General features: G+C 51.4%; 20 protein-coding genes. All 20 read left to right on the top strand.

What is annotated here, in order from left to right; all coding sequences use genetic code 11:
• Positions 1-27: 27 nt before the first annotated feature.
• The 20 genes from F6V25_RS03540 (at position 28) to F6V25_RS03445 (ending at position 21227) form a co-directional block, all read left to right on the top strand.
• Positions 28-1038: an NAD-dependent 4,6-dehydratase LegB gene (locus F6V25_RS03540; protein ID WP_151127264.1), complete on the top strand. Its 1011-nt coding sequence runs from the start codon at positions 28-30 to the stop codon at positions 1036-1038.
• Between the two features lie 19 nt (positions 1039-1057).
• The gene (locus F6V25_RS03535) at positions 1058-2227 is read left to right on the top strand and encodes a LegC family aminotransferase (protein WP_246166947.1); all 1170 of its coding nucleotides are present in this window, start codon (positions 1058-1060) and stop codon (positions 2225-2227) included.
• Positions 2220-2849 carry an acetyltransferase gene (locus F6V25_RS03530; protein ID WP_151127263.1) on the top strand — a complete coding sequence of 210 codons (630 nt, stop codon included), beginning with the start codon at positions 2220-2222 and terminating at the stop codon, positions 2847-2849. Before F6V25_RS03535 ends, F6V25_RS03530 begins: the two co-directional genes overlap by 8 nt.
• Complete coding sequence (neuB, locus tag F6V25_RS03525) at positions 2846-3865, top strand: N-acetylneuraminate synthase (RefSeq protein WP_246166946.1); 1020 nt, start codon at positions 2846-2848, stop codon at positions 3863-3865. The genes F6V25_RS03530 and neuB overlap by 4 nt, the downstream gene beginning before the upstream one ends.
• Positions 3847-5034 (top strand): UDP-N-acetylglucosamine 2-epimerase, encoded by a 1188-nt coding sequence (gene neuC, locus F6V25_RS03520; RefSeq protein WP_151127262.1) that lies wholly within the window; start codon positions 3847-3849, stop codon positions 5032-5034. The genes neuB and neuC overlap by 19 nt, the downstream gene beginning before the upstream one ends.
• An 11-nt stretch (positions 5035-5045) precedes the next feature.
• Positions 5046-6110: a nucleotidyltransferase family protein gene (locus tag F6V25_RS03515; protein ID WP_151127261.1), complete on the top strand. Its 1065-nt coding sequence runs from the start codon at positions 5046-5048 to the stop codon at positions 6108-6110.
• Positions 6111-6146: 36 nt separating this feature from the next.
• Positions 6147-6851: an acylneuraminate cytidylyltransferase family protein gene (locus F6V25_RS03510; protein ID WP_151127260.1), complete on the top strand. Its 705-nt coding sequence runs from the start codon at positions 6147-6149 to the stop codon at positions 6849-6851.
• Positions 6848-7582, top strand: coding sequence for an SDR family NAD(P)-dependent oxidoreductase (locus tag F6V25_RS03505; RefSeq protein ID WP_151127259.1), 735 nt, complete (start codon positions 6848-6850; stop codon positions 7580-7582). Before F6V25_RS03510 ends, F6V25_RS03505 begins: the two co-directional genes overlap by 4 nt.
• Before the next feature lie 110 nt (positions 7583-7692).
• Positions 7693-8502 (top strand): Gfo/Idh/MocA family oxidoreductase, encoded by an 810-nt coding sequence (locus tag F6V25_RS03500; protein ID WP_191966059.1) that lies wholly within the window; start codon positions 7693-7695, stop codon positions 8500-8502.
• Positions 8486-9310: an SDR family oxidoreductase gene (locus F6V25_RS03495; RefSeq protein ID WP_151127257.1), complete on the top strand. Its 825-nt coding sequence runs from the start codon at positions 8486-8488 to the stop codon at positions 9308-9310. Before F6V25_RS03500 ends, F6V25_RS03495 begins: the two co-directional genes overlap by 17 nt.
• 89 nt (positions 9311-9399) lie before the next feature.
• Positions 9400-10383: a polysaccharide deacetylase family protein gene (locus F6V25_RS03490; RefSeq protein ID WP_151127256.1), complete on the top strand. Its 984-nt coding sequence runs from the start codon at positions 9400-9402 to the stop codon at positions 10381-10383.
• Between the two features lie 50 nt (positions 10384-10433).
• A complete protein-coding gene (locus F6V25_RS03485) occupies positions 10434-11711 on the top strand; it encodes a DUF4910 domain-containing protein (protein ID WP_246166972.1) in 1278 nt (425 codons plus the stop codon).
• A gap of 163 nt (positions 11712-11874) precedes the next feature.
• Positions 11875-13686 carry an ABC transporter ATP-binding protein gene (locus F6V25_RS03480; RefSeq protein ID WP_151127254.1) on the top strand — a complete coding sequence of 604 codons (1812 nt, stop codon included), beginning with the start codon at positions 11875-11877 and terminating at the stop codon, positions 13684-13686.
• A gap of 52 nt (positions 13687-13738) precedes the next feature.
• Positions 13739-14848: a polysialyltransferase family glycosyltransferase gene (locus F6V25_RS03475; RefSeq protein ID WP_151127253.1), complete on the top strand. Its 1110-nt coding sequence runs from the start codon at positions 13739-13741 to the stop codon at positions 14846-14848.
• A gap of 104 nt (positions 14849-14952) precedes the next feature.
• The gene (locus F6V25_RS03470) at positions 14953-15897 is read left to right on the top strand and encodes a glycosyltransferase family 2 protein (protein ID WP_191966058.1); all 945 of its coding nucleotides are present in this window, start codon (positions 14953-14955) and stop codon (positions 15895-15897) included.
• 120 nt (positions 15898-16017) lie between these two features.
• Complete coding sequence (locus F6V25_RS03465) at positions 16018-17004, top strand: glycosyltransferase family 2 protein (protein WP_151127251.1); 987 nt, start codon at positions 16018-16020, stop codon at positions 17002-17004.
• Positions 17001-18236, top strand: a complete 1236-nt coding sequence (locus tag F6V25_RS03460; protein ID WP_151127250.1) for a prenyltransferase/squalene oxidase repeat-containing protein — start codon at positions 17001-17003, stop codon at positions 18234-18236. Before F6V25_RS03465 ends, F6V25_RS03460 begins: the two co-directional genes overlap by 4 nt.
• On the top strand, positions 18229-19146 hold the full coding sequence (locus F6V25_RS03455) for a glycosyltransferase family 2 protein (protein ID WP_151127249.1): 918 nt from the start codon (positions 18229-18231) through the stop codon (positions 19144-19146). Before F6V25_RS03460 ends, F6V25_RS03455 begins: the two co-directional genes overlap by 8 nt.
• A gap of 39 nt (positions 19147-19185) precedes the next feature.
• Positions 19186-20241 (top strand): GNAT family N-acetyltransferase, encoded by a 1056-nt coding sequence (locus F6V25_RS03450; RefSeq protein ID WP_191966057.1) that lies wholly within the window; start codon positions 19186-19188, stop codon positions 20239-20241.
• Between the two features lie 2 nt (positions 20242-20243).
• The gene (locus F6V25_RS03445; RefSeq protein WP_151127248.1) at positions 20244-21227 is read left to right on the top strand and encodes a polysaccharide deacetylase family protein; all 984 of its coding nucleotides are present in this window, start codon (positions 20244-20246) and stop codon (positions 21225-21227) included.
• The last annotated feature ends 19 nt before the right edge of the window (positions 21228-21246 follow it).

Genomic DNA, 21246 nt, shown 5'->3' with positions numbered 1-21246 from the left:
ACGCTTGACACGGAAAAGAGAGCATCAATGGACCTGAGAAACAAAAAAATTCTTGTGACCGGTGCCGACGGGTTTATCGGCTCTCACCTCACCGAGGAACTCGTACGGTGCGGCTGCGACGTTCGCGCCTTTGTCTGTTACAATTCGTTCAATTCCTGGGGATGGCTGGACAGCCTCGCCCCGGAATTGTTGACGTCGCTGGACGTCTTTAGCGGCGATATCCGTGACCCCCACGGGGTGAAACAGGCCATGACGGGGTGCGATATCGTTCTTCACCTGGCTGCGCTCATAGCGATCCCCTATTCCTACCATTCGCCGGATACCTATGTCGACACCAATATCAAGGGGACCCTGAATGTCCTTCAGGCCGCTCGCGAGTTGGGGGTGGCAAAGGTGGTGCATACATCGACCAGCGAGGTTTACGGCACGGCCCGCTTTGTGCCCATAACCGAAGAACATCCTCTCCAGGGTCAGTCGCCGTACTCCGCTTCCAAGATTGGCGCCGACCAACTCGCCTTGTCCTTTTATCATTCCTTTGAAACGCCGGTTGCCATAATCCGTCCTTTCAACACCTACGGACCGAGACAATCCGCGCGGGCCTTTGTGCCGACGGTCATTACCCAGATTGCGTCCGGGGCTCGCACTATCAGGCTTGGTGCGCTCCATCCGACGCGCGACCTCAACTACGTGGCCGACACGGTTGCCGGATTCATGGCGGTCGCCCAATGCGATGCAGCCGTGGGTGAGGTGATCAATATCGGCAGCAACTATGAGATTTCCATGGGAGACACGGCCCGGATGATTGCCGATATCATGGGGGTTGACATAGAGATTGTCACCGATCAGGAGCGGCTCAGGCCCGAAAAGAGCGAGGTGGAGAGGCTCTGGGCCGATACCGCCAAGGCGAAGCGGCTGCTCAAGCACGAACAGAACTATGCCGGCCTCGAAGGGCTGCGAAGGGGGCTTGCCCGAACAATCGAGTGGTTCACCCTTCCGGAAAACCTCAAGTTGTACAAGCCTCATATCTACAACATCTGAACGATCTTATAGGGGGCGTATGGATACTCCGAAAATGATACCGCTCTCAGTTCCGTCCCTGAAGGGCAATGAATGGAACTATGTCAAGGAGTGCCTGGATACGGGGTGGGTTTCCACGGCCGGCAAGTACGTTGAACGGTTCGAGGAAGAGTTCAGCTCTTTCGTCGGCTCCTCCCACGCCGTTGCCTGCGTCAATGGGACCGCGGCGCTCCAGGTGGCGCTCAGGGTTGTTGGCGTGCTCCCCGGCGATGAGGTTATCGTCCCGACCCTCACGTTCATTGCCCCGGTGAATGCCGTGAACTACCTGGGTGCCGCCCCGGTCTTCATGGATTGCGACAATTTCTACAACATTGACGTGGAAAAAGCCCTTGATTTTCTACGGGACGAGACTGAAATCCAGCGTGGCGTTACCTTCAACAAGCGAACCGGAAGAAGGATTGCCGCCATAATCCCCGTCCACATATTCGGCAATGCGGTCAGGATGCATGAACTCGCCGCTGCCTGCCGCGACCGCAACATCAGCATCATCGAGGATGCGACCGAGAGCCTGGGCACCCGTTATCTCAATCCGGAGTTGGCGGGGAGGCATACGGGAACCATCGGGGATGTGGGCTGTTTTTCCTTCAACGGCAACAAGATCATCACGACGGGCGGCGGGGGGATGATCGTTACCAACATTCCAAAATATGCCGAAAGGGCGCGATATCTGACCACCCAGGCAAAGGACGATGAGGTCAGATATGTTCATAACGAGGTCGGTTACAACTTCCGTCTGACCAACGTCCAGGCCGCGATCGGGGTGGCACAGCTGGAACTCCTGCCCGGATTTCTGGAGTTGAAACGGGAAAACTTCCTGAGATACAAGGATACGATAGACCACATCGACGGCCTGACCCTTGCGGACGCCCCCCCCTATGCGCGGAACAATCACTGGATGTATGCATTGCAGATCGACAGCAACCGCTACGGGAAAGACCGGGAGGAAGTGATGGCATACCTGAAGGGGGTGGGGGTCCAGACGAGACCCGTCTGGCATCTGAATCACCTCCAGGTCCCCTACCGCGATTGTCAGCAGTATCATATCGAAAAGGCGTGCCGGATGCTGGAGATAACGTTGAATATTCCCTGCAGCGTGGGTATCACGAAGGGCGAGGTTGCGTTTGTGGCCGAGCGGTTGCGCCATGGATAGGGTGGTCGTCATCGGCGGAGGCGGACATGCAAAGGTCCTGATCTGCGTCCTGAAAAAATCCGGCTATGACATTGCCGGTTATACGGACCGGCAGAACAATGGGCTGATTCTCGGGGCCCCGTATCTCGGTAATGACAGTATCCTCGCGGAGATGATACGGAAAGATGCCGGTTGCCGGGCAATTATCGGCATAGGAAAGATCGACGCTTCAGACCGGAGGATCAGACTTCAGAACGAACTCCTTGCGCTCGGTTACGGGTTTCCTCCGGTGGTGTCTCCCCATGCCGTTGTCAACGAGGAGGTCCGGCTCGGGGCGGGAACAGCCGTACTGGACGGGGTGGTGGTCAACAGCGGCTCACAGATCGGGCGTGCCTGCATCCTCAACACGAACAGCACGGTCGAGCATGACTGCCGGATAGGGGATAACGTCCATATCGCGCCCGGTGTCACGCTCAGCGGTGGGGTAGCCGTGGGGGACAACTGCCTGATCGGAACCGGGGCAAACGTTATCCAGGGCGTGGGCATCTGCCCCAATTGCCTGATCGGCGCCGGCTCCACGGTGGTAAAGGATATAACGATCCCGGGGACATATGTGGGCAACCCCGCGAAGAGGATCAGATGATGCGTGAACAGAGGACCTATATCATTGCCGAGGCCGGCGTGAATCACAACGGCTCTCTGGAAATCGCCAAAGAGCTTGTCGATGCCGCGAGGCTGTGCGGGGCCGATGCCGTCAAGTTCCAGACCTTCAAGGCCGAGAAACTGGTTACCAGGAGCGCGGCAAAGGCGGATTATCAAAAACGCGACGCAACGGGAGGGGATTCCCAGTTCGAGATGCTGAAGAGGCTCGAACTCAAAGAGGGGGATTTCAGGGAGTTGTTCGCTCACTGCCACCGGTGCGGCATAGAGTTCATGTCGAGCCCCTTCGATGAGGAGAGCGCGGACCTCTTGGATTCGCTCGGCATGTCCACCTTCAAGGTCCCGTCGGGCGAGATCACCAACCATCCTTTGCTGGAACATATCGCACGAAAGGGGAAGCCGGTGATCCTGTCCACCGGTATGTCCACCCTGGGCGAGGTCGAAGAGGCCCTCGGGATATTCCATGCGTGCGGAAATCCTTGCGTCACCCTGCTCCATTGCGTCACCGAGTACCCCGCACCCTATGGGGAGATCAACCTGAACGCCATGCTCACGCTGCGGGAGGCCTTCAGGGCGGCGGTGGGCTACTCGGACCATACTCCGGGTATCGAGATCCCCCTGGCGGCGGTTTCACTCGGCGCCAGGGTTATCGAGAAACATTTTACCCTGGACAATGCCATGGAGGGGCCTGACCACAAGGCGTCGCTCAATCCGGCGGATTTCATGCGCATGGTCCAGGCGATCAGGAACGTTGAGCAGGCCATGGGTGACGGCATCAAGAGGCCGGCCCCCTGCGAGTTGAAGAACATCGATATTGCCCGAAAGAGCGTTGTTGCTGCGGAAACGATTGCGGAGGGCGAGATTATCTCTATCGATAAGCTGACGGTCAAGCGGCCGGGGTACGGTGTGCAGCCGAAAGACATGGAGAAACTGGTCGGGTTGAGGGTCAACAAGACGATTGCAAAGGATGACGTGCTGAAATGGCATTACTTGGCGTAAAAAAACGTAAAATCTGCGTGGTCACCACGACACGGGCCGATTACGGGCTGCTCTACTGGCTCATGAAGGAGATCGAGGGTGATTCCGATCTGGTGTTGAGTGTAATTGCTACGGGCATGCATCTTGCGGCAACATTCGGCATGACCGCCGATGTCATCGAGAAGGACGGATTTCGCATCGACAAGCGGATCGAGATGTTGCTCTCCTCCGACAGCGAGAGTGGGGTCGTCAAATCCATGGGAGTGGCGATGATCTCCTTTGCCGATGCCTTGAAGGAGATCGGGCCGGATATCGTTGTGCTCCTGGGGGACAGGTTCGAGATCGTCCCGATCGCCCTTGCGGCGGTGGTATTCCGCATCCCGTTGGCCCACATCCATGGCGGTGAAACCAGCCAGGGGGCCATTGACGAGGTGTTCAGGCATTCCGTGACCAAGATGGCAAGTATCCATTTTCCGGCTACTGAAACCTACCGCAAACGGATTCTGCAGATGGGGGAAAACCCCGACGTTACCTTCAATTTTGGTGCGCCGGGGCTTGACGCCCTGTACCGGCTGCCCCTGTTGGACCGCAATGAGCTGGAAACTGCGCTCCAGTTCAAGCTGGAAGGGATCGTTGCCATTGTCACCTATCATCCGGTTACCACCGAGCAGGGCACGGCTCGGGAACAGATCGACAATCTGCTCGCAGCGATCTTAGCCTCGGGCATCAAGGCGGTCTTCACCAAGGCAAACGCGGATACGGGCGGCAGCATCATCAACGCCAGGGTTGAGGAGTTCTGCAGGGCAAACCCGCACAGGTTCAAGCTTTTTGACAGTCTTGGCCAGCTTAAGTATTTGAGTTGCCTGAAAAGCCTCGACCTGATGCTGGGGAATTCTTCGAGTGGTTTGATTGAGGCACCTTCCTTCGGACTGCCGGTCGTCAACATCGGCGAACGCCAGAGGGGGCGGATGCGGGCGGCCAATGTGATCGATGCCGATACCTCGACCGAATCGATCGGAGAAGGTATTAGCCGGGCGCTCTCCCAGGATTTCAGGGCCGGCCTGGAGACTATGGGCAATCCCTATGACCGGTTTCGGGATGGAAAGACATCACTGCGGATCAAGGAAAAGCTGAAGACCATAAAACTCTCGAAAGATCTCATCCGAAAAGAGTTCCGGGATTTGGCCTGAAAGGTCTTTTTATGATTACCACGCTCATGATCAAGAACGGTTCACGGATCAAGGATGCCTTGCTGCAGCTTGAAGAAACCGAACGAAGAACCCTGTTTGTCGTTGACGGCGAAGAGCGTCTGATCGGCACCCTGACGGACGGCGACATCCGGCGCTGGATTCTGGCGGAAGGAAGCCTTGACGGCACGGTGGAGAGCATCTGCAACACGATGCCGTGCCTTGCAACTGCCGGTTACGATCTGGAACAGATCAAGACCACGATGTTGGAGAAGAAGATAGGGTGCATTCCGGTCGTCAACGGGAAAAGGGAGATCATCGAGGTCCTACTCTGGGAGAATGTCTTCGGAGAGGTGCAGGCTGGCAGGCAACTCACGCCGATCCGCCTGCCGGTGGTCATCATGGCCGGTGGGAAGGGGACACGGCTCGATCCTTTTACCAAGATACTGCCGAAACCGCTGATCCCACTCGGCGACAAGACCGTCATTGAGACCATAATCGATTCATTCGTTGTCTGCGGGGTCGACAAATTCTACATCTCCGTCAATTACAAGTCGAAGATAATCAAATCCTATTTCGAGGAACTAGGCCCCGCCTACACCATCGAGTACATATACGAGGACAAGCCATTGGGGACTGCCGGCAGCCTGCGGTATCTGAACGGCAAGATCGACACTCCCCTGATCGTGACGAACTGCGACGTCATCATCAAGGCCGATTACTCGGATGTGGTGGAGCACCACCTTGCCAACGACAACGACATCACCCTGGTGGCTTCCCTCAAGAACTACAACATACCGTACGGTGTCTGCGAGGTGGAAAACGGCGGTATCCTGAGCAGGATACGTGAAAAACCCGAATACAACTTCCTGGTAAATACCGGTTTGTATGTGGTTAAACCGGAAACATTGAGCTTCATCCCGGAAAATGAATTTTTCCATTTTACCCATCTTATCGAGAAGGTAAAGGAGGCCGGGGGCAAGGTCGGCATCTACCCCGTCAGCGAAAAGTCGTGGATTGATGTCGGGGAATGGGCCGAATACAAAAAGGCGTTGGATACCTTGCACCTGAATTTTTGATGCTGCGGACAATGCAGCCATGGAGGCAGTGAAGAGATGATACTGGGAAACAGGGTGCTGGCGGTCATACCCGCCCGTGGCGGCAGCAAGTCGATACCGCGGAAAAATATAACGCCGCTGGCGGGAAAGCCTCTGCTGTGCTGGACCGTTGAGGTTGCGAAGCAGGTGGGCGAAATCGACCGGATCATCGTGTCCACCGACGACGACGAGATTGGCAGGGTAGCCGGAGAGAGCGGGGCCGAAGTCTACTCCCGGCCCTCCCGGCTTGCCGCGGACGATGCCCTGATTATCGATACCTTGAGATATCTTATCGAAGCTTTGCGAAACGAAGGCGAGAGCGCCGACATAGTCATGCTGCTGGAACCCACCTCACCCTTGCGGAGCGCCGACGATATACGGCAGTGTCTCGCATTGTTGCAAGACAGCGCCATCGATTCCGTTGCCACCTTCAAGGAGGCCGAATTGAACCCGTGCCGGGCATGGAGGATCGAGAACGGCCAACCGGAGGTGTTCATCCCCGGCGTCAACCCGTGGCTGCCCCGGCAAAAGCTCCCCAGGGCCTACCAGTTGAACGGTGCCGTGTATGCGTTCCGGGCTGGCAGACTGACGGCGGATGTCCCCAGCATCCTCTTCGGCAACTCGGCGGCGGTCATTATGCCGGCAGAGAGGTCGGTTGATATCGACGGCTGGAATGATATCTTTCTTGCGGAAGCCATCCTTGCCAGGAGAAGCGTGCGATGAACGATACGGTCCTTATCACCGGCGTCAGCAGTGGTGTCGGCTTGTCACTGACGGAACATCTTTCGCAGAAGTACCATGTGCTGGCTGTTGGCAGGCAGGAAAAGGTTATTCAGGACGCCTTCCGGCACAACAGGAACGTAACGACCTATTGCATGGACCTGGCGAAGCCGGAGGAGTTGGAAGGCGGCCTTGAGCATATCCTGGAGAGCTATCCGTACATACCGTATGTTATCAATAACGCTGGGGTGAATATAGGCGGAACGTTCGACTCCCTGGATATGGATGATGTCATGCGTTCCTTTCGGGTGAACTTTTTTGCCCCCTTATATATCCTGAAGAAGACCATTCCGGCAATGAAGGCCAATAACTTCGGCAGAGTGATCAATGTGACCTCCGGTGCGCCTTTGAACTGTTTTCCGGGATACGGTGCGTATAGCTCGTCAAAAGGGGCATTGAACGCTTTCACGGTGACGGCGGCAAAAGAGTGCAGCGATTACAATATCAAGCTCAACCTGATGAGCCCTGGGCCGGTTCGCAGCAACATGGCGCCTGACGCCCCCATGCCCCCCTCCGTCTGCCACCCGACTGTTGACTACCTGTTGTCACTGGATGAAAATGGCCCCTCCGGCCGCTTTTTCTGGCTGGGATACGAGATACCCCTTTTCCCGGAACTGGAGGGAATCAGATGGCTGGAGGGAAAGGCCGATGAACGGTACAGGAGGGTTTTGTGATGACCCGGCTCGGCATGATAGGTTTTAGTGAAGGCAATGGTCACCCGTTTTCGTTTTCCTCGATCATAAACGGTTATTCGGATGCTGGGCTGGCCGCTTCCGGATGGCCCGTGATCTACGACTACGTACGGCGCCGTGATCCATCCGAATTCGGCATCGATGGGGTTGGGGTGACCCATTGTTGGAGCCAAGACCCGCACGTAACAAGCCGGCTGTGCGAAGCCTGCCTGATTCCCCATGCGGTCTCCCGCCCCGAGGATATGATCGGCAATGTGGATGCGGTAATCATCGCCCGCGACGACTACGAAAATCACTTCAACATGGCAATCCCTTTTCTGAAGGCGGGAATGCACGTCTTCGTCGACAAACCCCTGAGTCTCTCCATCTCCGAACTGGCGACCTTGGGAGAATATCTGAGGAACGGGAGGCTCATGTCCTGTGCGGGCATGCGCTACGCCAAAGAGCTCGACGAGCCTCGGGCCGCGCTGAACGAGTATGGGGATATCCGCCTGATTCGCGGGACCATCCTTAATTCATGGGAGAAATACGGGATTCATCTCGTGGACGCCATCTCCAATGTCGTCCGTTCCCGGGCCGTTTCGGTGGTCGCACTCGATGCGCCCCATACCTCGGTTGCCGTCCAGATGGATGACGGGTCGCTCCTGCAACTTGACGCCCTTGGGGATGTGACGAAATGCTTCCGCGTCGATTTTTTCGGGACCAGGAAGATCTCCTCACATGAGATCACCGATAATTTTTCCATGTTCAGGAGGATGCTATGGCACTTCTGCCAATCCATCAAGGATGGCAGGCCCGCCATTGACCCGGAGGAAACGCTCGGAGCCATGCGGCTTCTCATGGCGGGCAGGATGTCCCAATCCCAGGGGAGGAAGGTCTTTTTGCATGAAGTCCACCTATAGGAACATGTTTGATCTAACGGGCAAGACCGCGATCGTGACCGGTGGGCTGGGCATTCTTGGCCGCCGTTTTTGCCAGGGGCTGGCCGAGTTCAACGCCAATGTTGCCGTTGTTGACCTGGATGGCGATAAAACGGCGGAATTCGCCCGGGAACTGGCTGGAGAATTCGGGATCGAGGCGGAAGGCGTCCCCTGCGATGTGTCGAATCCGCGATCCGTAAGCGCCATGGTGCAGAGGGTGGTGGAGCGGTTCGGCAACGTGCATATCCTGCACAATAACGCTGCTTCCAAGTCGTCTGATCATGAGGCTTTTTTCGCGCCATTCGAGGATTATTCCCTTGAGGAGTGGCGCAAGGTCATGGCGGTCAATATCGACGGCATGTTTCTGGTCGCCCAGGCGGTGGGAGGCCGGATGGTACTCCAGGGAACAGGGGGAAGCATCATCCAGACGTCTTCCATCTATGGCATCCTTGCCTCTGACAAGAGAATTTACGAGGGTTCCTTCTACCTGGGGCGCCAGATCAGCAATCCGGGGGTCTATGCCGCCTCCAAGGCCGCGGTTGTCGGCTTGACGAAATACCTGGCGGCCTATTGGGCCGATAAGGGGATCAGGGTCAATACCCTCGTTCCCGCCGGTGTCGAGAGCGGACAGAATGAAACCTTCAAGGAACGCTACTCCGCACGTGTCCCTCTCGGCCGCATGGCGCAGGGTGAAGAAATGGTCGGCGCCCTGATCTATCTGGCCTCGGATGCATCGAGCTATGTGACGGGGCAGAATATCGTGGTCGATGGAGGGCTGAGCGTGTGGTGATGTGAGTGTGCCATGAACAACCGGCGTAGTGCCACGTCGTCTGAAGCAGGCATTCAACGCAAACAAGAATTTTATCGAGCCAGGTACGTATGCCCAGAAAAATCACCATTGTCATGTATCACTTCGTACGGGATCTGAAGCATTCCCGATACCCTGAGATCAAGGGGTTGGATCTGCAGGATTTTGTCGGCCAGGTCGGCTACGTGCGTGCGCACTATAACCCCATAACGATGGAGGAGCTTATTCATGCGGCTCATACAAAGGGGTACGAATTGCCGCCGAAGGCGCTTCTGTTAACCTTTGATGATGGCTATATCGATCATTTCACCAATGTATTCCCTGTTCTCGACAGATACGGAATACAGGGGTGTTTTTTCCCACCGGCCAAGGCGATCACCGAGCATCTCGTGCTCGATGTGAACAAGATCCATTTTGTTCTCGCATCGGTAAACGACAAGGCACGAATCATCCAAACAATCTTCTCCGATATCAGAGAGAACCAAGCCGGATACGCTCTTGACCGGCCTGAATCCTACTATGAGAAACTGGCGGTGGCGGGGCGCTACGATACGGCGGATGTCGTTTTCATCAAGAGGATACTGCAGAAGGGCCTGCCGGAAGAACTCAGGGCAAGGATGGTGGACAAGCTGTTCGCCGAGTTTGTTACCGGTGACGAGGCTTCCTTTGCCAAGGAAGTATACATGGACGTGGAGCAACTCGAGTGCATGCGGAGAAACGGCATGTTCATCGGAAGCCACGGTTATGACCACTACTGGCTGGACTCGCTTTCAAAGGAGGAACAGGAGCGGGAGATCGATTTCTCGCTGAAATTCCTGGGCGGTATCGGGTGTGATCTCGAAAATTGGGTAATGTGCTATCCGTATGGTGGCTACAATGATTCCCTGCTTTCAATTCTGGACATGAGAGGGTGCAGGATCGGTTTATCGGTAAGCGTTGGGATTGCGGATATGGAGCGCGAGAATCCTTTGGCTCTTTCGCGGCTTGATACCAATGACCTGCCGAAGAGAAACGATGCCGAGCCCAATGAGTGGACCAGAAAAATTATGGTCTGACAGGTTGTCATGGTAATTGCCGCGAGGCCGGGAGAAGAAACGTGAGTCTGATGATGGAAATATTGCACGACCTGACCCCGCTGAACAGGGTCATCTGCTCAAGCGATTATGACAAGACAATCGAATATTTACAGAAAATTCTTCCATTCAAGGTTATTGAATACCAAGCATCCGAAGAATACAACGGTTGGGTCATACCTCCCAAATGGGACGTCAAGGAGGCAAAGATCCTCAAGGATGGTAAGGTCATCTACGACGGGAAGTGGCATGCCCTGGCCGTCATCTCCTTGTCGCAAAGGTTTCATGGGAAGGTCGACCTTCAGGAGCTGAAACAGCATCTTCACTACGATCACCGGTATGACGATTCGATTACGTTCCACTTCAGGCAACTCTTCAGGAGCTGGCAGAGGGAGTGGGGATTCTGTGTCCCTAAAACCTTCTATGATGGACTTCAGGAAGGCGAATACGAGGTTGTTATTGAAACGGAGGAATCGCAAGGATCTTTGAAGATGTTGGAATTCACCCAGAAGGGGGAACTCAGCGAGACCTTTACATTCTGCGCAAACCTTGACCACCCCGGGGTCGCCAATGACGGCTTGGCCGGCGTTGTTGTCGGGATAGAGCTTTTCCGGCGCCTTGTCGGAAAGAGCACCAAGTTTACCTATAAACTGGTTCTCGCCCAGGGGATCATGGGTACGGAATATTATCTCGGCAAGCTGGATAAGAACGAGCGCGAGAGGATTCTGGAATGTGCCTGTCTGTGGATGCTCGGTTCGCAAACGGGGCTTGCCCTCCAGGAATCGCGGGGCGCCGACTCGAACCTCGAACAGGCGATGGCCGCGGTTATGGGCGGGCTGGGGATACCGTACCGCCGTGGGGCTTTTGAGAGTATTATCATCAATGACGAGTATATCTGGGAGGCCTACGGCATCCCGTCCTGCTCCCTGTCGCGCATGCCGTACCCCGAGTACCATTCTTCACGGGACAACTGTTCCCTCATGAGCGAGGCATGTCTTGAGGAGGCGGTCGGCGTGCTGGAAAAAACGGTGGAACTCTTGGATGCATCGTCACTTGTTTATAAGAAGTTTGAGGGGAATATCTGTCTTTCCAACCCTCGCTACGATCTCTACATTGATCTCGGTCAAGTGGCGTTTGGTGATGCTCTAAGCGACGAGAGAAGGAAGATGAGGCTGCTCATGGACCTGATACCAACGTTGCAGCGGCCGGTTACGACAAAGAGTTTGGCCGATAGGGTCGGCCTGGAGGAAGCCTGTGTCTCGGACTATCTGTCCCGCTGGGCCGCAAAAGGGCTCTTGGAAATCAGGTGATTTTCCATGGGCAGCTCTATGAACGGGCATCGTGATAGAACTCGAGCCCTTTGCGTGAGGCCGACTTCCAACAGACCTTTGAGGTGATTTTCCCGTTGCCAGCCGAGGCATGTGATAAAAAAATGCCGAATTTTCAACGATTATGTCCCGGAGACCTTATTTCATGCTCTTAACCATCAGAAAAATGTTTGATCTGCTTTCCAGAAGAGAAAAGATCCAACTCTATGTTCAGTTCGTTGCCCTGGTCAGTATGGCCTTCGTCGAGATGGCCGGCATCGCCTCGATCCTTCCCTTCATGGCGGTGGTTGCAAATCCGGGTGTGATCCGGACCAACCGGTGGCTGAAACATGCCTATGATTTCTTCCAATTCAGCAGCCTGCAGAGTTTTCTGTTCTTTCTGGGGGTAGTGGTGCTTGGCCTCATGGTCTTCAGCAACCTGTTCAAGGCCCTGACCACCTGGCTGACGCTCCGGTACGACAACAGGCTCAATTACAACCTGGCGCGCCGGCTTCTCGCGGCGTACCTGTCACGGCCCTATGAGTTTTTCCTCAACAGAAACACCGCTGAAATGGGCAAGAATGTGCTCTCCGAGGCACGAACCGTTATCGCCGGGATTCTCAGCCCCGGCATGCAGCTCCTGTCAAGCTCCTTGCTCTGCATCTTTATTATGGCTTTTCTGATGGTCGTCGATCCCTTCGTTGCCGTTGCCATTATCGTCGTCCTCGGCGGGTCCTATGGCGCGATCTACCTTGTGGTACGCCGCCGCCTGGTCCGCATCGGCCGGGAACAGGTTGAAGCCAACACCATGAAGTTCAAGGCGGCCAGCGAGGCTTTGAGCGGCATCAAGGACCTGAAGATACTGGGAAGGGAACGGGTATTTCTGGACAGGTTCGCGGTCCATGCTCTGCGTCATGCGCGGCAGAATGCCACGGTTGGCGTTATCTCCCAGCTTCCGCGGTATGCTCTGGAAACCATCGCTTTCGGCGGCATTCTGCTGATCGTCATCTATTCCCTGGAATCCGAGAAAGATGTGGGCAAGATAGTCCCGCTCCTGTCCATCTATGCTTTTGCCGGATACCGGCTGATGCCGGCCCTGCAGCAGATCTTTGCCAGCATTTCGGCAGTTCGCGTAAGCCTGCCCACCCTGGAAATCTTGCATCAGGATATGTGCGAAAGTCCGCTGTCAGCCGATCCTGATGTTGCCGTTGTCGATGCTCAGAGCCTGAAGCCCTTGCCGTTCACACAAAAACTCGTACTCAAGGGTATATCCTTTCGTTATGCCGGAGCTCAAGAACCTGCCGTCAAAGGGATCAGCCTGACGATCTCCCCCAACACTTCTATCGGCCTGGTCGGCGCCACGGGCTCCGGCAAGACAACCACCGTGGATATCATCCTCGGTCTGCTGAGCCCGACCCATGGTCAATTACTGGTGGACGGTAGCGAGGTCAGCGGCGACACTGTCGCCAACTGGCAACGCAACCTGGGCTACGTGCCCCAGCACATCTACCTTTGCGACGACACCATCACCCGCAATATCGCCTTTGGCGTCCCGGAGGAGGACATCGACATGGAGGCCGTGATTCGTGCCGCCCGCATTGCCAACCTGAATGACTTTATCGAGCAAGAGCTGCCCAACGGCTTCGAGACGGTCATCGGGGAGCGGGGAGTACGCCTGAGCGGCGGCCAGCGTCAGCGTATCGGCATTGCCCGCGCCCTGTATCGCGACCCTGTCGTGTTGATCATGGACGAGGCCACCAGCGCCCTGGACGGTATTACCGAGGAGGCGGTGATGGATGCCCTTCGTACCCTTTCGGGAGAAAAAACCATCATCATGATCGCCCACCGTCTGACCACGGTAAAAGATTGTGATATCATCTATCACATGGAGCATGGTCATATTGTCAACCAGGGTTCTTACGATGAACTGCTGGGGTCATCAGCGTGGTTTCAGGCCGCGGCGCGAACGGGGACTTGAAAGTCTTGGCGAAAGTCTGGTTCTATAAAATTGAAATGGGAGAAGGATGAGCATGAGGAATCCTCCTACAAATGTCTTTCTGATAGAGACGCCACTCCAACTGCTCAATGCCATTGAAGCCAAGAACTGCTTTGGACTCTTGAATAATTGCCTTATTGTGCGCCTGGATACCAATTGTTATCGGGAAATATTCAAGCGGCTCATTGATGAACGCGAATGGGATTGCGTTCAGTACATCACCTTCCACAATAAAACCATTACATTGGCGTCCAAACTTCTCGGGCAGCGGGTTTCTGATAAAATACGCGGATTTTGTTATGATTATCAGCAGTATTTGAATAGAAAAAAATTGGATGACATCGCGCTTTCCTTGGGTAAAGTAAAGAATGCCTATTTAGGTAACTACATGAAAAGCCTGTATGATATGAAGTATATGTATCATTTTGCCAATACGCTTGCGTATGAGAACCTTTATATCCTTGATGATGGTACGGATACACTACTGATCAGCGATGAACGGAAGAACATCTGTTCAGAAAAAGAATCCCCGGAAAAGTTAGGCTCATGGTTTCTCCGACTGAAGGCGACGTTGCGTAAGACCTTCATTGATTGGAATGATAAAGATGCCGATATGGTTACGTTCTTTTCAGCGTATGACATCGAAGTGGGAAACGGTGATAGGTTAATCAGGAACGAGTATACGTATTTAAGGGAGATCGCAACACACACGGAGCCTTCAGACGAGGTGTTTTTCCTGGGACAGTGGCTGGTTGAAGACGGATATATGAAAGAGGATTTGTATTTAGACTATTTGACGAAAGTGAAAGATTATTTTGCCAATGAGAGATTGTTTTATATTCCCCATCCACGGGAATCGGTTACAATGATCAACAAAATAAAAGAGTCTCTGGGGTTTAACATTCGGAGATTTGATGTACCAATTGAATACGAAATCAGCATAAGGGAAAATATGCCAAAAGTACTGGCCTCCTTTTTCTCTTCGGCGCTGAAGAACTGCCAGATGATTCTGGGCCAGAAGGTGAGAATCAAGGCATTTTACATAGCTCCTGAACACTTGATGCGTGCACCCGATTTAGCTCGGAAGATCTATGAACAGTATGAAGATATTGCTGATGAAAATTTCGAGGTCATTAAGTTATAATGTGTGAACCGAGCCCTCAACGAGCTTCCAATCTAACCGAGATTGTCAGACAACACGTAGAAAGCGTGTGCCGGTAGGCTAATTTTATGCCGTGGAGACAGGATATGGAACTGGTAAGCGTCATCATTCCAACTTACAACGGTATGCGGTATCTGCTGGAATCTGTTCAGTCGGTTCTTAATCAAACATATCCAAACTTCGAAGTTATTGTCGTGGATGACGGGTCCAGCCAGGACATCCGTTCCGTACTCGCCCCGGTCTCTGATAGGGTTATCTATTTAAGACAAGACAACGCTGGGGTTGGCGCTGCCAGGAACCTTGGCCTGGGCGCGGCAAAGGGCTTATATGTGGTTTTTCTCGATGACGATGATCTGTGGCTGCCCGGAAACCTAGAGAGCCTTGTCCGTATAATCGAAAAGGAGCCCAATTGCGCCCTGGTCTATTCATATCCATCTCTTATTGATGAAAACGGCAAGGGTATTGCCAACGAACGCCCCACCAGCATGCCCAGCGGAGATGTATACCTTGAATTTCTGAGGAGGAATCGTATCAACACTCCATCTGTGGCCTTGCTTCGTAAATCCTGCTTGGACGAGGTCGGCTTTTTCAATCCGAATATCTTTTGTGAGGACTATGAACTGTGGCTTAGAGTCACACGGAAGTTCAAAATTATATTCTGCGGGGAGGAGCTCGTTTGCTACCGCTTAAGAGCTGGTAGCGTTTCCAAAAGATATGACAGCATGCTGGATGGGCATGTCACGATTATTAATTCCGAAATTGCCCGTAGCGACGATTTGATTGGACTCGATAAGAATAGCGTGCGTAATGCGGCTAAACTCAACCTGAACGACATTTATAGAAAATATGCATCTATTTATTATTATGACGTGAAAGATAGAAAAAAGGCTAAGTCTTGTTTGTCCAAGGCGCTGAAGATATGTCCGTTTGATGCGCAGAGCATAGTATATTATCTGCTGTGCAGCCTGCCGCAACCGGTTTTTGAACCGGTGATAAAGGTCAAGCGTCTTTTGACTAAATGGAGCTCTTAAAGATTATGAGGGCTCGTTCGAGTTTTTTTTAGTGGCATTGGTTTACAATGGGCTGCCATATCCTTTGACGGAATTGAATATCTAATAGTGCTGGTTATTCTTTAAGGGAAGGCTGGTTAAATGGTAGACGAAAACCTCCCCATGTCATATCAACCATTGGTGTCAGTTGTCATGCCGGCATATAACGCATCAGAATTTATTGCTGAAGCGATTAAGAGCGTTTTGTCACAGACCTATCAACATCTCGAATTGATAGTTATTGATGATGGTTCTGTTGATAATACCGGCGAAATTGTAAGTGAGTTTGTCGAAAAATATAAGCCTACTATCAGGTATCAATACCAGGATAACAGTGGACGGCCTGCATGTGCCAGGAATAAGGGAATTATATTGGCGCGTGGCGAATGGATTGCTTTTCTTGACAGTGATGACTATTGGATTAATGGTCATCTCCAACAATTAATTGAGAAGGCAAAAATAGATAAAGAAGTTGCTCTGGTATATGGATCAAAGATTTGGGTGGATCAAAACGGTAACGAATATCCTCCAGAATATCAACCCAGGTATGAAATGCCGGAAGGATGGATATTTGCAGAGATGTTCAAGAATAACCTGATGTGTACTTCATCGTTGCTTGTGAAGAGAAGTAAACTATTTGATGTCGATTTGTTTAATGAATCTAAGTCTTTAAAGGTAGCAGAGGATTATGATCTATGCCTGAAAATATCAGCCACATCTAAAGTCGCTTCTTTGCCCGAGCTAAAATATTACTACCGAAGACATAATACAAATACAACATTAGATAATAGTAAAAGGGCAAGAGGACTCATCACTGCTGTAGATAACGCGGCTAACCTCGTGATTAACGGTAAGGTTGCAAAGGAAAATGATTTACAGGATGTTGATATTCGCAAACGAATCGTTGAGTTGTATGAACATGCAGTACTCACTACATATTATGATAATAACTATTTAGAAATGAGAAGATTTGTTGTGGAAGGTATTTGGAGAGGTATAATAACACGGAAAATAATCGAAAAGGTCATATTATCGCTGTTACCTCGTAAAGTTGTGGCTATAATTAAAAACATGGTCAGAGCAAAATGATTACATCAGAATTTTTACTTAAATCAATTAATAAATATTTGCAATGCACACATATCGAGGGCGCTGGAAGGTATAAAAGTAGCATTGACGGAAAAGAGACGCTTTACGCATCATGCTTTGCATTGATGATCATGCATTTTATCGGCAAATTAAGCGAAGTTCCTGAAAAAGAGAAAGCGGAGTGGGCTGAATATATCTTGTCCCATCAGGATCCTGATACAGGATATTTTGTTGGTCCTGAAATTTCGCTGGGGAAACTACTCAGTGAGGCCCACTCCAGAGGCCATCTCTCAATGCACCTCACGGCACATGTTTTGCCGGCACTCAAAATACTCGGAATAAAACCTGAATATTCGCTGAAATTTGCTGAAAAATATCTAGATATTGAGTATTTAGATGGGTGGTTGTGTGGGATTGATTGGACGAGTCCCTGGCTCGAAGGAAACAATCTGTTATTTGTAGGGCAGTTTTTAATTTATTTATTTGAAGAGTATAATATTGCTGAAGCCAAACCAGCAGTTGATTATTTGTTGAATTGGCTTGATACAAAAATAGACAGCACTACAGGTTTATGGGGTACAGAAGGATGTGCTGATATAGCTCCGGCTATTTATGGTGCCTATCATCAATTAATATTATATTATTATTTGAATCACAATATAAAATATAGAGAAAAGCTTATTGATTCCGTATTATCAATACAACACATTGACGGAGGCTTCTCTGATTATTTTGGAGGTGGGAGCTGTGAGGATGTCGATTGTGTTGATATTCTTGTCAATATGTATAAAATTACAAAATACAAACACAATAAAATAGAAACGGCATTAAGAAAGTCTGCCTGCAACTTGATCAGGAAGCTTACTTCTGAGGGTGGTTTCTACTATAAAAGAAACACAGAATTTTATCATATGGGTATGGAATATACTTATGCTCCACCGCAAAGGGCAAACATGTTCTCAACGTGGTTTACTGTGCATACTCTTTTTCTAATTAGCGAAGTTATAGATCTGCCATGTACAAGAAGTATTGACTATAATTTTAATCAGGCCTGTTCCATGGGGTGGCATATAAAATCAGGTTCCAATAAAGCGCGCTTCTATTGGAATGATCTTCCCAGAGTTATCGCAAGCGCCATTCTCTATAAATTGTATTTCTGGGCTGTTGATATAAAGGACAACTGCAGATCAATCAACAGGATTTATAACCTCATAAGAGGGCGACATGCCTAAAGTCAGCGTTGTCATAACATGCTACAACTATGGTAAATATCTTGACTATTGTTTGGGATCGGTGCTTGGTCAGACCTTTAAAGACATCGAAATAATTGTCATCGATGACGGTTCCAGTGACAACACCGAAGAAGTCATGAGTACATACGTAAAAAATCCTCTGGTTAGTTACATTAAGCAGGAGAACAAAGGGCAGGCTGCTGCGAAAAATGTTGGGGTGCGTCAGGCACAGGGAGACTTTGTCGCTTTTCTTGATGCCGATGATCTTTGGGATAACAATAAATTAGAGATGCAAATGGCGCTGTTTTCTCGAAAACAAATAGGCGTTGTTTATTCTTGCGCAAGATATATTGATGAACAGGGGCGAAAGCTCGACTACAGGCTTGAAAGCAAATATCTGACGCCACGTTCGGGAAAGGTTTCAAATTATCTTTTCCTGGACAATTTTGTTCCTTTTTCTTCTTCAATTGTTCGCAAGCGATGTCTGGAAAATTTGGGACTGTTTGACGAATCATTGAAAATGGGAATTGATTGGGATTTGTGGCTCCGTATTTCTACAGAGTATGAATTCGACTTTATCGCTGAACCTTTGTTGGCGTACAGAATAGGGCACTCCGGTCAGATGTCGAAAAATCAGGAGGAAAGGCAGCGATGTTCTGATCGGATTATGCAGAATTTTTTGGAAACGTATCCCGGACTCCTTTCGCCTTGGACCATTCGAGAAGCCTATTCAATTACTTTCTGCAACCGCGGGGAGTATTACCGGCCTACGGACCGGAGAAAATCAACTTTGTACTTTTGGGATGCCGTCAAGCAAAACCCTGTTGAAATCCGGGCATACAAAGGACTCGTGAAAAATATCCTTTATTACTGCGACAGGCTTGCGCGAGCAGGGAAGAATATTCAGTGATGTATGCCGACTTCATGTTGCAGAATATGACTTATTGTTATGAGTGAGATGAACCCAGATTTCACCGTCGAACCTGTCGTCAAAGCAGATTTGTGCCCAGTCTGGGATGTTTGTACCGAAATAGCTCAGAACATGTCATACCCCAGTTTTTTTTGCAGCGGCGACTGGTTAAAAGCATCTGCGGAGCATCTTTGTCGTGAGGACAGTCTGCTCGTTCTGGTGGTAAAGCTTGATGGCAGGATAAAGGCAGTGCTCCCCTTGGTCAGCAAACCTAATGCGTTGGGTGGGAGAGACCTACGTTTTCTGGGTACGGATTTCTATCCTGACCCCGTTGGGTTGATAAGCAGGCCATGTGACAGGGCAAGATGTGCCAAAGCACTACATGAGTACCTGCTGAAAGTCCCCGACTGGGATCGATTTATACTGGACTGGGTTTTAGAGGATGAACTGGCTGACTGGAACCTGCCGGCAAAGAGTGTTTCCGTAGAACCATTCAAGATTTTGCCTCGGAATTTTGATGATTTACTAGGGGAATTCAAGCAAAAAAAACGTTATAATTTGCGTTCCATGGTACGTAAGTTTCTGGAGTCCGGAGGGGAGTTGGTCTCCTCGGTGGATAACGGCACCCACACTTTTTTCTTAGATGCTTTATTTGCCCTTCATCAGAAAAGGGCGTTGGAGAGAGCCCTTGAGAGCACTTTTGAAGGTGGTCGCGTGGAGTCGTTACATCGACTCCTCGCCCAGGAATCGAGTATGGTTCGTTTCTATGGGCTTCGCCTGCACGACAAGTTGATTGCAGTCATCTACGGCTTCGAGTTTTGCAACCGTTTTTTTTACTATCAGGTCGCCCATGATCCGGCTTATGGGGATTTGAGCCCTGGTTCGGTTCTGCTCTTTCTGGCGCTTGAAAACTGTTGTTCGAAAGGTGTGACTGAGTTCAATTTTCTCCAGGGCGATGAGAGTTACAAAGGCATTTGGACAAATGAGTCGCGGGTACTCTATCGATGCGACATGAAACGAGGCACGTGGCGTTCCCATTTGTTCAGTGTTCTGGACCAGTCCAAAGAACTATGCAAAAGGGTGCGGGGTAGATAGGCGTGGGGCTCAAGAATCGTTTGTTTAGATATTTTTTCCCGGAGATCGTTGCCAAATGCGCCATCAGCCGAATGTCTCCGTCTTCAGGTGTCGTGCTGATGTACCACGAGGTACTCCCGGACGATTTTAAGTTGCCTGCCTGGACGGTCGTCCGGGAATCGGATTTCCGGTGGCAGATGATCTTTCTGAAGACCCATTTTGATGTTGTATCAATGGATCATGCACTCGATAGGATCACGGGGAAAACGGATTCCCATAGGCCATTCGCGGTTGTGACGTTTGACGATGGATACAAGGGGAATATTGATGTCGTATTGCCGTTAATGGAATCGATGGGGCTTCCATTCACCGTGTTTATAGCTACTCAGGCGGTCGTGGACCAAAAACAGTATTGGTACGACCGGATCATTAACTTGCTTGATGTGCCCCGTGACATACACGTTTGCCTGACATTGAATGGTCAGAATGAGCGTTACAAGATTTCTCATCTGGCCAGTGAACAATGTCGATGGCAGCAAGTCCAGGGAATTCTGAGCAGGTTGAAGCTCATGGCGCCGCCGGATCGTGATAAAAACGTTGAGAGCATTTTGGAGCCATACGCTGATGTCGGGGCTTCCCTGCAAATGCTGACCCCGGAGGAGTCGCGACGCCTTGCGGCTTCGGCTTGTGTTACTGTCGGCTCACACACCCATGGGCATGAATTATTGGACCAACTTACCCCCCAAGAGGTTCAGGGATCACTTCGAACGGCTCATCTGGAGATTACCAGAATGACCGGCTTACCGCCCAGGCATTTTGCGTATCCTAATGGGAATTTAAACAGTTGCGTGAAAGAGCAGGTACACCTGGCGGGATATGAAACTGCTGTAACTACTACGCCTGGGATATGGTCTGCGCAGAATTGTCTGCTGGAAATTCCCAGGATCAGTGTTGGCAGGTTTGAAACCAGGGGGAGCTTCAGGTCGCGCGTATCTGGTTATCTGTAAGTGATGGGTGAAGGCATTT

This window comes from Oryzomonas japonica (assembly GCF_008802365.1).
Classification (GTDB): Bacteria; Desulfobacterota; Desulfuromonadia; order Geobacterales; family Pseudopelobacteraceae; genus Oryzomonas; species Oryzomonas japonica.
Note: the sequence above shows the minus strand (reverse complement) of the source record. Positions and strands in the feature narration are given on the sequence as shown.